General features: G+C 59.2%; 10 protein-coding genes. 6 read left to right on the forward strand and 4 right to left on the reverse strand.

Annotation, left to right across the window (positions count from 1 at the left end):
* Positions 1-3 precede the first annotated feature (3 nt).
* Positions 4-915, forward strand: a complete 912-nt coding sequence (locus AAGA68_07145; GenBank protein MEM9384820.1) for a hypothetical protein — start codon at positions 4-6, stop codon at positions 913-915.
* Here AAGA68_07145 and AAGA68_07150 read toward each other — a convergent pair.
* The gene (locus tag AAGA68_07150) at positions 908-3,550 is read right to left on the reverse strand and encodes a hypothetical protein (GenBank protein MEM9384821.1); all 2,643 of its coding nucleotides are present in this window, start codon (positions 3,548-3,550) and stop codon (positions 908-910) included. The two genes, AAGA68_07145 and AAGA68_07150, sit on opposite strands and share 8 nt — an antisense overlap.
* A gap of 343 nt (positions 3,551-3,893) precedes the next feature.
* Between AAGA68_07150 and AAGA68_07155 the strand changes: the two genes are divergently transcribed.
* Both AAGA68_07155 and AAGA68_07160 read left to right on the forward strand, forming a co-directional pair.
* Positions 3,894-5,195 (forward strand): hypothetical protein, encoded by a 1,302-nt coding sequence (locus tag AAGA68_07155; GenBank protein MEM9384822.1) that lies wholly within the window; start codon positions 3,894-3,896, stop codon positions 5,193-5,195.
* Positions 5,196-5,588: 393 nt separating this feature from the next.
* A complete protein-coding gene (locus tag AAGA68_07160; GenBank protein MEM9384823.1) occupies positions 5,589-7,388 on the forward strand; it encodes a TIR domain-containing protein in 1,800 nt (599 codons plus the stop codon).
* 208 nt (positions 7,389-7,596) lie between these two features.
* Here the strand turns inward: AAGA68_07160 and AAGA68_07165 are convergent, their stop codons facing one another.
* On the reverse strand, positions 7,597-8,253 hold the full coding sequence (locus AAGA68_07165; protein ID MEM9384824.1) for an RHS repeat-associated core domain-containing protein: 657 nt from the start codon (positions 8,251-8,253) through the stop codon (positions 7,597-7,599).
* Between AAGA68_07165 and AAGA68_07170 the strand changes: the two genes are divergently transcribed.
* Together AAGA68_07170 and AAGA68_07175 are read left to right on the forward strand one after the other, a co-directional pair.
* A complete protein-coding gene (locus AAGA68_07170) occupies positions 8,239-8,523 on the forward strand; it encodes a hypothetical protein (GenBank protein ID MEM9384825.1) in 285 nt (94 codons plus the stop codon). The two genes, AAGA68_07165 and AAGA68_07170, sit on opposite strands and share 15 nt — an antisense overlap.
* A 338-nt stretch (positions 8,524-8,861) precedes the next feature.
* Entirely contained in the window at positions 8,862-9,008 is a 147-nt protein-coding gene (locus AAGA68_07175; GenBank protein MEM9384826.1) for a hypothetical protein, read from the forward strand.
* A gap of 302 nt (positions 9,009-9,310) precedes the next feature.
* Here the strand turns inward: AAGA68_07175 and AAGA68_07180 are convergent, their stop codons facing one another.
* Together AAGA68_07180 and AAGA68_07185 are read right to left on the reverse strand one after the other, a co-directional pair.
* Complete coding sequence (locus AAGA68_07180) at positions 9,311-9,727, reverse strand: DUF3592 domain-containing protein (GenBank protein ID MEM9384827.1); 417 nt, start codon at positions 9,725-9,727, stop codon at positions 9,311-9,313.
* Positions 9,728-9,993: 266 nt separating this feature from the next.
* Positions 9,994-10,980: an aldo/keto reductase gene (locus AAGA68_07185; GenBank protein MEM9384828.1), complete on the reverse strand. Its 987-nt coding sequence runs from the start codon at positions 10,978-10,980 to the stop codon at positions 9,994-9,996.
* 170 nt (positions 10,981-11,150) lie between these two features.
* Here AAGA68_07185 and AAGA68_07190 point away from each other — a divergent pair, with 170 nt between their 5' ends.
* On the forward strand, positions 11,151-12,074 hold the full coding sequence (locus AAGA68_07190; protein MEM9384829.1) for an AraC family transcriptional regulator: 924 nt from the start codon (positions 11,151-11,153) through the stop codon (positions 12,072-12,074).
* The last annotated feature ends 247 nt before the right edge of the window (positions 12,075-12,321 follow it).

A 12,321-nucleotide genomic window follows, 5' to 3' on the forward strand; every position in this document is an offset into this window, starting at 1 on the left:
GTTATGCATAAGTCGACGATCAGTTCTGTTGCTGACCTATCCCGCCACGAGATGGCTGGGATACTCGAGCTCGCGGCGATGGAGAAACAGTTGTTCTCGGAATTCAGCGACGCTGCAAAGGGTATGATTCTCGGCTTACTGTTCTTTCAGCCAAGCACACGTAATCGCTTGTCCTTTGGGTCTTCATTTCTGCGGCTCGGTGGCAATACTGTTGGATTCTCCAGTCTCGAAGAGTCCCGATCAGGTGAGACTGCCCGCGAGGGTATGGAGGATCTCGCGAGGGTCGTTTCTTCCTTTTGTGACTTTGCTGCAATGAGGACGCCAGACGAAGCCCAGTTCTTAGACTTCGCCAACGCGGCGGAAGTCCCCGTAGTCTCAGCTGGGCACGGGCGTCTTGAGCATCCGACAGCGGGAATGACACACCTTTACATGCTTACACGTTTGCTAGGATCACTCGATGGGCTCAGGATCTTGGCGTTCGACCATAGCCCGACTCGAACGACCAATTCCATAATCCTCGCGCTGGCCACCTGGACAAGAGTGCATGTCGATGTCGTGTCGTCAACTGCTCCTTCCAAGTGGCTCGTGCAGAGGTGTGAGCACCTTGGAACCGTATTGCGGCACTACCCCCGCTTTGAAGAAGTCGAGGACAGCCAAACTCTAAAGGAATATCACGCGATTCTCTTTGACTTCGTAGGCGCCGCCAAGGGCATCTTGGATGGGGAGTTTCGATTGACTAAGGAGACCATCAAGCGGTTTGACCCGGAGGTTGCCGTGCTGCATCCGCTCCCTAGGGACGAGCGACTCGCAGCGGAAATCGATGATCTTCCAAATGCAAGGTATTTTGAGGTAGTTAAACACGCAAACTATGTCCGCGCTGCGATTTTCATAAAGCGATTGGTTCAGATCAGCTAACACGTGTAGCAATAAGTGGTAGTGCGTACGGACGCGTCAGCGCGTTTGGAAGAGATTCTGCGAGATCGACCTTTTTGTTGAAGTCGTCGATGTGGCCGCCACTGATGCCTCCGGATCTGAAAAGGCAGTAGTCTCTCAGAGTGCGGGCCACTTCTCGTTGTTGCTCTTCGCGAAAGCGGAATCTTGTCCTCAGAGAGATACCATACAGTCTCGCGGCCTCCGCGTAGTCCTTGAGCTCCATCTTGAAGTACGCGAGCGTCTTCGCGGCCCAGGCATGCACCGCTGCGTCGATGGCGAGCGTATGCTGAGTCAGTTGGTCCACTACGGACTCAGCGAGCTTACAAGCTTCTTCCTCGCGACCAGTTTTCCAGTAAAGAAGTGATGTGTTGAGACTGATCACCAGATGGGAGCGATTGGACGCATACTGAACGGTTGCGGCCCGTGCGAACAGGTCTGCTGCGCGGTCCAAGTCGTCTCGCAGCAGCGCAGCTACTCCCCAGTTGTTGAAGGGGGCTACATTGTCGAACGAGCACTTTGACAGCGTGTCGATCGCCTGCTCGAAGTACTTGTCAGCCATCATCAACTGTCCAGCGTAGACTGCTCCCAATCCTGCCATGTTCAGGCAAGTGCCTAGCAGTCGTAGGTACTTTGCGCCGTAGCGATTTACCAACGAGCGAGCCTGCTCTACACCCAGAGCGTACTTGTCCACAATCTCGCCGTGAAATCTTGTGATGCCGAGCGATCGGTAGTATTGAGCCATGAGATCCTGGCGCCGCTCGATACTAGGCACTGCTTGAGCCAGCTTGGGCAGCTCATCGTAGACGAAGTCGAGATCTTCGAACTTCCCTGCGTGCTCCAGAATGGAGCCGTATAGAAGGTAGCTATCTGCTGTTTCCGAAGGCGTAAGATCGGGGAGAGACATGAGTCTCTGTCCGACTGTGATGCCGGAGGGAAGTGATCGGCGTTCGGGTGTCTCGCATTCCTTGAGCGCTTTGCAGTAGCCCAGCAACACGTGGAACAGCTGGTCGCGTTCTACCAGACGACTCCGCAAGTACAGAAAATCGCCGAAGTCACGAGCCGAAGAGAACAGGCCGAGCTCCACTGATCTTAGAAGGGCTTTCGTGGCGATCGATACCAACTGATGATGTTTCGAAGGAGAGCTTGCTCGCGCAAAGGCGGGGCTGAGAACCGTCAGTACGCGTGGTGTCTGCAGCGTTGCCTCGACCGCATCGAGCGTCGAGGAGGTCAAATAGGTGAACGCATGCGAGTCTCCCGCTAGAAGTTTGAGCTTGAGTGTGGCCTCGGTTGCCGATTGGTGACGGATGAAACCCTGTTTGGCTGCATCCTGAAGCAGCGATGAGCACGTAATGTCGATCAGGCTCCTAAGCAACGGGGAGTCGTTCTTGATTCGCTCCAAAGACTCCAGTTTTCGGTCGTGTGCGAACACGCGATTGCCAATCACGGAAACGATGGAGGTTCGTTCTAGTTCGAGGAGTTGTTCCACGGGCTGTTGGCCATAGGAGACGACCGCATGTTGTGTATGCAATTGGCTAAGCAGGTACTCAAGGAAGGGCTTGGAGACGTTTTGATCAAAGGCATACAGGATAAGTAGGCAGAAGGCTCCAGCTGCTCCGGCTTCTGAGTTTACGAGAAGATCCAGACGACGAATCGAGAGCGTACCGTTGCGTGGTGTAGGCGATGCACTCGCCAGGTAAGGGCGGCGTGAGTCTTCAGCAACAGAACCTAAGATCTCGCGTTCGAGTTCGGCGAGTGGGAGCTTGCTTGCCTGCGTAAGATCTTCGAAGTTGCCTCGAGTGTACGAGTGGATACCCTCGGCCAGCCCTAAGAGATCGCCTCGATTGACGTGCTCCAGGTATTGCACCGTGACTTCGTTGGAAATAGCGCCAACTGGGAGCACCTCGAAGGGGGTGAAGCTCCCTTTCACACCGCGCTCTACTTCGTTGTACCGATTTTGATCGCGTGCGCTTCGCTTCGGTCGCGTGTCGACGACGAGCGAGAGTCGAAAGTCGGAGCTACGCAGCTTAGTGGCAAGGCTTACCAATACGTTCAGTGAGGATCGGTCTAGGCGACTGACATCTTGAATGGCGATTACCGAATACGCCTGCTCAAAGCGCTTGACAAAACACTTGTGAAGCACGTTGGTCAGCATTGTCTGCAAGCGCCTACCAACGATTTGATGCGTGGTGATTTCATGCGCGCTGCCGAGTGCATTCGACGGGTCATTTAGCACGTGGGCGGTCCAATCGACTAAGGCAATCTCTGGCACTAGCGTTTTTATGGCCGTCAGCATCGCAGTGCCCTTTAGCGCATCGAACTCCCTGGTAACCGAACGGCGTAGCGTCTTTGGGATGGTCCGATGAAAACTGTCCAGCAACCGGAGGACGAGCGCGAACTCGCTGTTGGTATCGTCTTCCCCACACTTGTGAAACTTCACATTACCGTCGAACTCCAGCACATTGCTTAGCAGGTTGACGGTGTACTCAAGCAGTTGGCTCTTCCCAACTCCCGATTCACCTTCTATCCACAGGGCGGCCCCAGAAGAGAAGCAGCCGCGCTTAACCAGCTGATTTACACGAGTTCTTTCTGATTCTCTATCGAATAGCTGTTGTCGCATAACTAACAGTTATCCTTTGTTGGAGCGGTTTTAAGCAGAAGCGCAATCGCGCCGCGCTGCAGCAATCCCGTAAGGGGTTGAGGGTGGCTTGTTCAGCGGCATGGCAATTGCGAGTCAGGTTGAAGCTTGCCAGAGTCGAGCGGTCGCCAAGCACTAACCTAAGCGTACCTGGCGTGGTGCATCGACACAGCGCGCGCTGATCACGACTTCGTCGTATACCACTCGGTGCAGGGAGGTCTCGCGGCCACCGGGCCGGGTCTCCTCCTGTGGCGAGTCCCCCCAGTAAGCATGATCGAGCGCCACTCTGGCGCCAACGGTACTCTGCACGGAAGGTATGTCCAGCTTGAGTCAATCACCGATTCCCCTGCGCCTGTGGTTCATTAGATTCGCGCGGCAGCCATTCAAGATCCTTGGGCATCTCCTCGAGCCCATGCCCTTCTCCGCCCACCTTGAGGCGACGCACGCGGCACTGAAAAACCGCGGTCTGCAGCAAACGGTGGGCAGAATACTCGGACGGGACCCTGCAGAGTTTGAAGCCCTGGCAAAGCTAAGCATATTGAATGCCGATAGTAGGAGAAAGCTCCAGTACGTATCAGAAGTGATCAACAGCGCTTTGTACGGACATCACACGGGCAAGAAGGGCGCGATCCAGCTTGGGGCATGGAGTCGCGAAGTGGGGGACACAGCAAGCGTTGTCGGCCCTGCCCTCGATGCGGTCGATTTCAAGTTCGCGTTTGACGGTGTGCGCGTGCTAGGTCTTCCCCAAGCATCGCGCGCCGCGTCGGAATGGTCAGATCGTCGTTATGAGATCGCGATCGCCAAATCACTGGCTACAGGGGTAGATGCGGGTGTTCACGCGGCGCATGCGAGGGCAGCAGAAGCCGTTGCGGCTTTCGTTAGGAGCGAGTGGCCTGGGGGCAACGCGCTTCTACTGCTGGCTCTTGATTCGATGACGGTGCACGGCAAGCCATACTTCTTCGAGGTCCACATTCCGGGCCGGTCTTTAGGCATACATCTCCTGCCGTTTCTTCTGAAAGGAGAGCAACAGCTACGCCAGTACGCGAGGTCGCAGGTGAGCCGGCTGGTCCTGGATTTGCGAGACGCTGTGCCGGCTGCGATGCTGGTCCCCCAGGGCCAGACAAGCGATGGTGAATTCGGGCGTTTGGAAACGGCGATGGTCCAGGCGCTGTGCCACTCGGTACGCGATGAGCCGTCATCTGATCGAGTACCGCTCGTTCACGAGTTGAGCGGAGAGCCTTCAAGGCTGGATGTGGGGAGTGACCGCTGGCTCGATAGGGCTCATTGGCTTGAGCGGCTAAACGATGACGCCCACACTTTTGACGGGGTGTCCCAGTGGAGGCTGATTCTTAGAAGTGAAGGGGTGTTACTGGACAAGGAGGTGCCTGAGGAGTGGGGCGATTGGTTCGTACTCAAGCCAAGGGTGAATCTCCCATGGTGGAGCAAACACAACGCCCGTGTATCGATCTTGAACCGAACGTCGCCTCGGCATGTGCAGGCGTTTAAGCGGGCCGTCGCCCTTGAAGACGTCATTGTTGAACGCTTGTTCGTCAGCGACTTCAATGCAAACGGCGGGACTCAGGAGTACCGCTCATTCTGGGTCCTGCCTTTGCTTGCGAAAGGTTGATCAGCTTGCGAGGCGGTTGTGGGTAGGTGAACTGGGTCCAGTCAGTCCAGGCGGGCCGTCAGACCCTTGGCGGGAGCTCCGGTTAGGCGTGATCTAGATGTCGCTCAGTACGAGACTAGAAGGTAACTGCCTGAGCACACGACTTCACCGCGTGTCCAAGGCGCTTCGAGTGTTCCGAGGTTCGTTTAAGTTGCCACGCAACGAGTGCGATGTTCGGCTCCTCGGTGACACCCTGTTGATGGCGAGTACCTTTCTCGGTCGTAACCCACGTCGACGCGGGGTGTAAGTCTTGAGAAGACACGGCGGGCCACGCCGCATGCAGATCCGTGTGCAACGATGAGGTGCACAGGATCTTCGAGTCGCTGTATTTGATAGCTCAACCCACTCAAAGCCATGAAAGATCAAAACGTCTTCATCTCCTACAGCCACAAGGATTTGGCGTGGGCGAAGCTCCTAGCGGAGGAGCCGATCTCCACCACCAGTGGACGCGCGGTCACGGCCATCGACTTCCGGGTGCTCCTCCCAGGGGACCATTTCGACGAGAAGTTGGAGGCGCAGGTCAAGGCGGCCGACCTCGTGGTTTGCTTGGTAAGCAGCGACTTCCTTAAGTCCGAGTACATCAAGGCCAAGGAAATCAACTGGATGTTGCAAAGTCCACAGGGTGGGAAGCAGATCGTCTGGGTGCCGCTGGGTGCCCCTGGGCGGGCGCGACTTTCGCCCGAGGAGCAGGCGATTTGGGCCGATCTGCAAACGCGGCACTACGACATCAAGTTGCCGCGGCATCCGCCTGTGGGCAACGACAGGGCGGCCGCTGAGCTGATTCAGCGCCTGAGCGGGACGATACTGCGCCGCCTCGATCCCATTGGCACAGAGCTGCAGAAGCGGCTGAAGGACTTCAGGGATCTGACCTTCGTCGCGCAGAGTGAGTTCGCAAAGGTGTACTCGGCGGTCGGCTGCGCGACGGGCATCAAGGTGGCGATAAAGACGCCCGCCACCAGCGACATGCGCACGGGATTCAGGCGCTCCCTACAGCGTGCTTCGGCGCTTTCCTCGATACCTAACATCGTCTCCGTGTATCAGGCAGTGGACGACAAAGACCCCCCGTTCTGCATGATGGGGTTCATCGAAGGGCCGACCCTGGCGCAGTGCATTGAGGATCATCACAGGGAGCGCAAGCGAATCGACTTCGCCAGCATCCGGCACGTCCTGCTCAAGCTGGCCCTGGCTCTTCGCGCCGCGCACCTTCGCGAGTTGCCGCACCTGAACTTGACGGCTTCGAACGTGATGCTCGGCGAGCATTGGGAGCCTCACCTAACGCCCATGCCCAGGTTGCCGTCAGAGGACCTTCAAGGCGACGAGGAGTACGAGCGCTATACGGCGCCCGAGCGGCGTAAGGGGCAGGGCTGGGAGCCGGAGAGTGCGGATATCTTCGCGCTCGGCCGCCTCGGTCTGGAGATGCTTGCTGCAGGTGCCTCTGAAGTGGCGCCGCAGGAGCTGGGTCAGGCAGGGGACGGCTGTTCTATTCGCGCCCTGCGGCCTGAGTGTCCGGTGAGTCTCGAGCGCGCCGTCGAGCAAATGCGTGCTGAAGACCCGGAGCAGCGAGCGAGGTCGCTGGACGTGGCGCTCTCTGCCCTCATGTGGTTCCCCGATGCGAAGCTCGGTAAGGTGGAGCTCAGCTGGGCGCGATGCCGCGCTCGCTCCCAGTCCGGTGCTGCGGACGCGCCGCGATTCTTCGAGAAGTTCTACGACGAGTTTTTTGAAAGCCAGCCCGAGGCTAAGGAACTCTTTGCCAACAGGAAAGACCCGCGCCAGTCTCGGCGCATGGATTTGCTCGTGAGCGATGCGGTGCGGCACCTGTTCATCTACTACGACATCAACGCTCGTCTGGGAGGCGTACCGGATGAGCTCAATCCGCTCGCCGGACAAGCTCGCAGCCACGTGAGAATGGGCGCCAAGCCAAGCTTTTTCGATGCTTTTTCCCGCGCCCTCATCGACACGGTTCGGTTGTTCGACCCGGAAATCGCCGAAGGTGACACCAATTCGCCGATCCTGGAGGCGTGGGAAGACGTGCTCAAACCCGGGACCAACTACATGTATCGAACGGCCCGTCCCAACCAGCAGTGCACGCCTCTGCCCGATACGCCAGCGCCAGGCGAAAAGGCTGAGTTGCCGAGAGAGTCAACGCGCCACTAGCCTGCGTACTCTCTACATCAGCCGCTTACACCGCGGTCGCAGTGGCCGAGATCTAAGGCGCAGTGAACTGCCTGTTCTCCTGGGAACAGCGCCGTGCTGGCGGTACCGCCTCAAGGCCATTGCGGAGGAACCGAGGCTCGCTTTCCCGATCCCAGATGACATTCGGTTAACCGCGAAGAAAGCCTGGTACCCCACCGGCCGTTCGGATTCAAATCACCTTCGATTCACGCTCCTGTAGCCTCTCAATGGAGTTCAGCCTCTCGAGGAAGGGCAGACCGCTCCTTGGTAACTGCAATATCTTGAATCCCCGTGCCCCGGTCGGGGTACCGGCCGAATCGACATGGAGATTTACGCATCCTCCCATCACAAAGCGCAGTGACACGCGAGTATGCTTGTCCGTGCGCACGACATCACCTACGTAAACAGGGGCGCCCACGCCGACACACTGAAATCCAAGACCTTCGCCTCTGTCGATTTGTACTCGAGTGCTCTGCCCCTGAACAAGGCCTCTGATCTCCTGTATGTAGGCGACAGGCTTCCGTGGAAAGATAGTCTGTGCGCCTTCAGGGTCAACGAAATTGACGGGATCGGACGCAGCACAGCTGTACAGGTTGTTGGTGCTTCCTTGAAAACCGATCGGGTCCTTGCGCGTCCACTGCCCCGAGATGGCGTCGTATTCCCTAAAGCCGAATTGCGTGAGCGCTGTGTGCTGGTCGTAGAGGCTGCCGGCAAAGCCGAAGGGTTGGAAACCAGGGTTGGTGTCGGCGATGACACGCCCCCACGTGTCGTTGTCGATGCGCTGAATTATCTCTCCGCTGGCGATATCGACGATTAGGCGAATGCTGCCCAGGTGATCGACGATCACTCTGTACCTGGCGCTGCCGGCATCCAGCGCCGCCGCGTCGGAAAGCGAGTCAACGGCATCGAAACCGTTGCGTGGCTGTACGCCGCCGTGAAGGTCGATGACTTCAAGCAAGCGGGCGAGGCGCAGTACACCGAGCTTCAGCATGAGATGATGGACTTCTGGCCGCAGGCCGCCTCCTCGATAGAGCCTCTGCGGCAGAGCGATTTCATTGCGGCGACTTACCGCGACGTCTGGACGCCGAGACCCTTCGAAGGGCGTCTAGTGTCCTGAGTTAGAAGTTCGTTGATGAATTCGCGGCACCCTTTCGCCCCTGAACACGTTGCTCCTCCTCCCGTGGGACCTGCCACGCTCGTCCTCGCGCCGCGCTCAGGGACAAAAACTCGCGTGCGAATTCATCAACGAACCTCCAACTCAGGACACTAGTCGCTGTCGGTGATATCTGTCATGCGACAGGCCCGCAGTTGGGTCAGGGATGCACGATGGCGTTGCTGGACGCGCAACTACTGGCGTGCTGCCTGCAATAAGGTGGGTGCGAACTGGGTCGTAAGCTCCAGCGATGGTGGCATCTCAGATCTCGGCAACTGCAATACGTGCGGCAGCTAAGCCGCTTGCTGACACCGCTTTACCAGTCCGATCACCGATGGCTTGGCGTGCTCCGCAATGCGGTGGTGGCGCCGATAGGTCGCCTGCCCGGTTTCTACACGCTGCAACTGAAGACGTTGGCATCGGAAGTGTTCCTGGCAGGTGTCGATTAGCGGGCAGTTCGCGTCAGGATGATCCACGTGGAGATGTTTAGGATGTAATGCGCGTAGTCGGCCCTGATGCGGCTTTCCGTCACCAGTTGCGCTAGCTTGACATGCTGGAAGATCTTCCCTTTGCGCCCGTCGCGCGTACTCCATCGGCGGCGACGGCTTGTTCGCCGAACACTAAGCTGCTCGATGGCGATCGCCGCCTCACGCTCTGCGCGCAGACATGTTCGCGAACTCGCGGGCGAGCATCGAGCCTTAATGCCGCAGTGGCCGATCGGGTGGGATCGGCGTACCTGACGCCCGGGCACTTAGCCTCGACCACGAGCTACTCCTCTCTGCTTGCGCTTCGCCTTTTCTCGCAGTGCCGCGATCACCTGCGCTATCTCGTGTACTTTAGGGTCGTCGGGCAAGTACATCAGCTCGATTGGGTCGCCCTCTGAGTAGCCAGGGCCGCCAACTTCTCCGATATGCCGCTGGCCGTGTTGATCGGTGTATTCGAAGCTGGAGTACGTGCGCATGTAACCCCCGGATCGATCGCGCCTAACGCGAGTGATCGTGCCGGTAATGGGCACGCCGTCAGGGAGTAGGAGCTTGATGTAGTCCACCTTCTGCTTCATGCCGAAGAAGAAGCGTTTCACCACCCAAAACAGCACTGCGAAGGGCAGGCAGAACACTATGAGCATGCCGAGGATGGCAAACAGCGCGGGAACACCTTCGAGGCTCAAAGACACAATCCCTGCAAGTCTTCGGTAGGCAATACCATCTGCGCAGGCCGGGGCGAGGAGATGGCGCGACGATACTCCAACAGTACCAGTTGTTCGCCGGTCCGTCTGGTACGATCTAGGCGAGGCTGCTTTGGGGGGAGGGCTGCGGCTCGGCTGCGGTCAAACCGGGTACGGCGAGAGGCTTGCGACCCACCTATCCCCCTCGCTCACGTGTCTGGGATACCGGGTTCTAGCACCGACATGCACCGGTTGTCATGAGAGCAGCCTTAGGCGTTTAGTAGAGACATGGCGGCCTCGGGATATCGAGTGCCAGCCGCTGAGTGGAGGGCGAAGCTGCTGGCGAGCGTCTCGCGTTCGTGACCCGTAAGTGTGATGGTGGTGGCTGCGGCATTCTCGTCCACGCGCTCAGCGCGTCGCGTGCCTGGAATCGGCACGATGGCGTCGCCCTGCGCGAGCAGCCAGGCCAGCGCTAGTTGGGCGGAGGTCACTCCCTTCGCCCGGGCAAGACTGTCGATCTGCTCGGCAAGCGTGCGATTAGCGATAATGTTCGCTTCATCGAAGCGAGGGTTGCTGAGGCGCCAGTCTCCCGCCGCCAGCTGCGCGCGCGACCTTGCAGCCCCGGCGAGAAATCCCCTGCCGAGTGGACTGTAGGCAACCAGGCTGATGCCGAGCTCTCGGCAGGTGGGTAGGATCTGCGCCTCGACGTCACGGCTCCAGAGGGAGTACTCGGTTTGCAGAGCCGTAATCGGGTGGACGGTTTGCGCTCGCCGCAGGGTGTCGGCGCTGGCTTCGGATAGGCCTAGGTAACGGACCTTGCCGGCATCGACCAGCCGCGCCATGGCGCCGACGGTTTCTTCGATCGGCACTTGCGGGTCCACGCGATGTTGGTAGTAGACGTCGATCATGTCTGTGCCCAGCCGCTTGAGGCTGGCCTCACACGCCTCTTGTACGTAGTCTGGGCGACCGTTGATGCCCACGAATTCACCCTGCGCATCACGTACGATGCCGAACTTGGTGGCGAGAACTACCTCGCTGCGTCTACCCGACAGCGCCTGCGCTAGTAGTCTTTCGTTGCCACCCGAGCCGTACATGTCTGCGGTGTCCCAAAACGTGATGCCCTGGTCGAGCGCATGGGACAGGGTGTTGAGCGCCTGCTCGCGGTCGCTCGGACCATAAAACTCCGACATGCCCATGCAGCCGAGTCCGATGGCAGAGACGTCGGGGCCGAAGTGCCCTAGTTTGCGGATGTCCATGGAGGATCTCCTCTTGTTCGATGGGTGCATCCTACGCAGGCGGTCGCTGGCGCCTCTAGTCCGAAAGTGCCGAGTGTTTGCCTAATCCTGCCGAACCGGGTGGCAAACACCGTGTCGGTCTGAGAGCGTGCGATACTGACGCAGCGAGTGGGCGCAGGCGGAGTGATACGATGGCGAGCACTATCGACATGGGCGTGGCAGCGGCTGCGCTGGTTGCTGAGCTCGGCGGCTTTGCTAAGCAAACTGGCCGCAACCCAACACCCCTACAAGCACTTTCGGTGTTCCACGCGGACCGGCCGGCAGCACGCATTCCCGTGCTCTATGAGCCATGCGTGTGCTTCGTCGGCGCTGGCCGCAAGCGCGTGTTTCTCGATCGCACCGAGTACACCTACGATCCGTTGAACTACTTGGTCGTCGGTGTGCCCTTGCCAGTGGAGGCGGAGATCACCGAAGCCACTGCGCAGGAACCCTTTCTTTCCCTGCGCTTGGCCATCGACCTTGCGATGCTCGCCGAGCTAGTTGCCGAACTTGGCGAGACACCTGGCGACACGCACCTTACGCCGCGCGGCATCTACGCCTCTCCCCTAACGGCGGACATCTCCACTGGCGTGTTACGCCTGATGCGAGCCCTTCGAACGCCGGTGGACCAGCGCGTGTTGGCGCCTATGGCGGAGCGCGAGCTGCTCTATCACTTGCTGCAAGGCGAGCAGGGACACGCTCTGCGCGCGATCGCCGCTCGCGACGGTCGGGCCCATCGTATCGGTGCCACCTTGAGGTTCATGGAGCAGCACTACGCAACGCCACTCGCGGTGGACGAGCTTGCCGAGCGCGCATTCATGAGCGCCTCCACCTACCACCACAACTTCAAGGCCCTGACGGGTATGTCGCCGCTGCAGTACCTGAAGATGATTCGTCTGCATAGAGCGCGCTTGCTGCTCCTGCACGAGGGCGCGACGGCGGGGGGTGCGGCGCATGCGGTGGGCTACAACAGCCAGTCGCAGTTCACCCGTGAGTTCCGGCGCCGCTTTGGTAACTCACCGATCGGGGAGCGAAAGCGCTTGCGGGGCGCCTACCCGACCAATGCGACGGGCTAGTGGGCCGCTTGGTAAGTAAGGTAGCGCTCAGTCTGCGTAGGGGCAGCGTCAGCAAGGCGTGTGGCGCAGCCAATGGCATCGCCATTGGCAAGCGACCGCCTTGCCCTGGCGCCCATGCTACTCGCTGAGCGTCACCTTGTTTACCAAGCGGCCCACTAGGCGGTAGTCCGAATCCGCGACTGACGTCAGGCACCCGTCGGACGGTGTGTCGGCGGGGTAAGTTGCTGGTAGAGTGCGGGGGTCGTCC

This window comes from Pseudomonadota bacterium (genome assembly GCA_039193195.1).
In the GTDB taxonomy this organism is placed as follows: domain Bacteria; phylum Pseudomonadota; class Gammaproteobacteria; order Steroidobacterales; family JBCBZW01; genus JBCBZW01.

Excerpts from the sequence above, each read along its gene's own strand:
- AAGA68_07145 (MEM9384820.1), top strand. The coding sequence starts at position 4 with ATGCATAAGTCGACGATCAGTTCTGTTGCTGACCTATCCCGCCACGAG.
- AAGA68_07150 (MEM9384821.1), bottom strand. The coding sequence starts at position 3,550 with ATGCGACAACAGCTATTCGATAGAGAATCAGAAAGAACTCGTGTAAAT.
- AAGA68_07160 (MEM9384823.1), top strand. The coding sequence starts at position 5,589 with ATGAAAGATCAAAACGTCTTCATCTCCTACAGCCACAAGGATTTGGCG.
- AAGA68_07185 (MEM9384828.1), bottom strand. The coding sequence starts at position 10,980 with ATGGACATCCGCAAACTAGGGCACTTCGGCCCCGACGTCTCTGCCATC.
- AAGA68_07190 (MEM9384829.1), top strand. The coding sequence starts at position 11,151 with ATGGCGAGCACTATCGACATGGGCGTGGCAGCGGCTGCGCTGGTTGCT.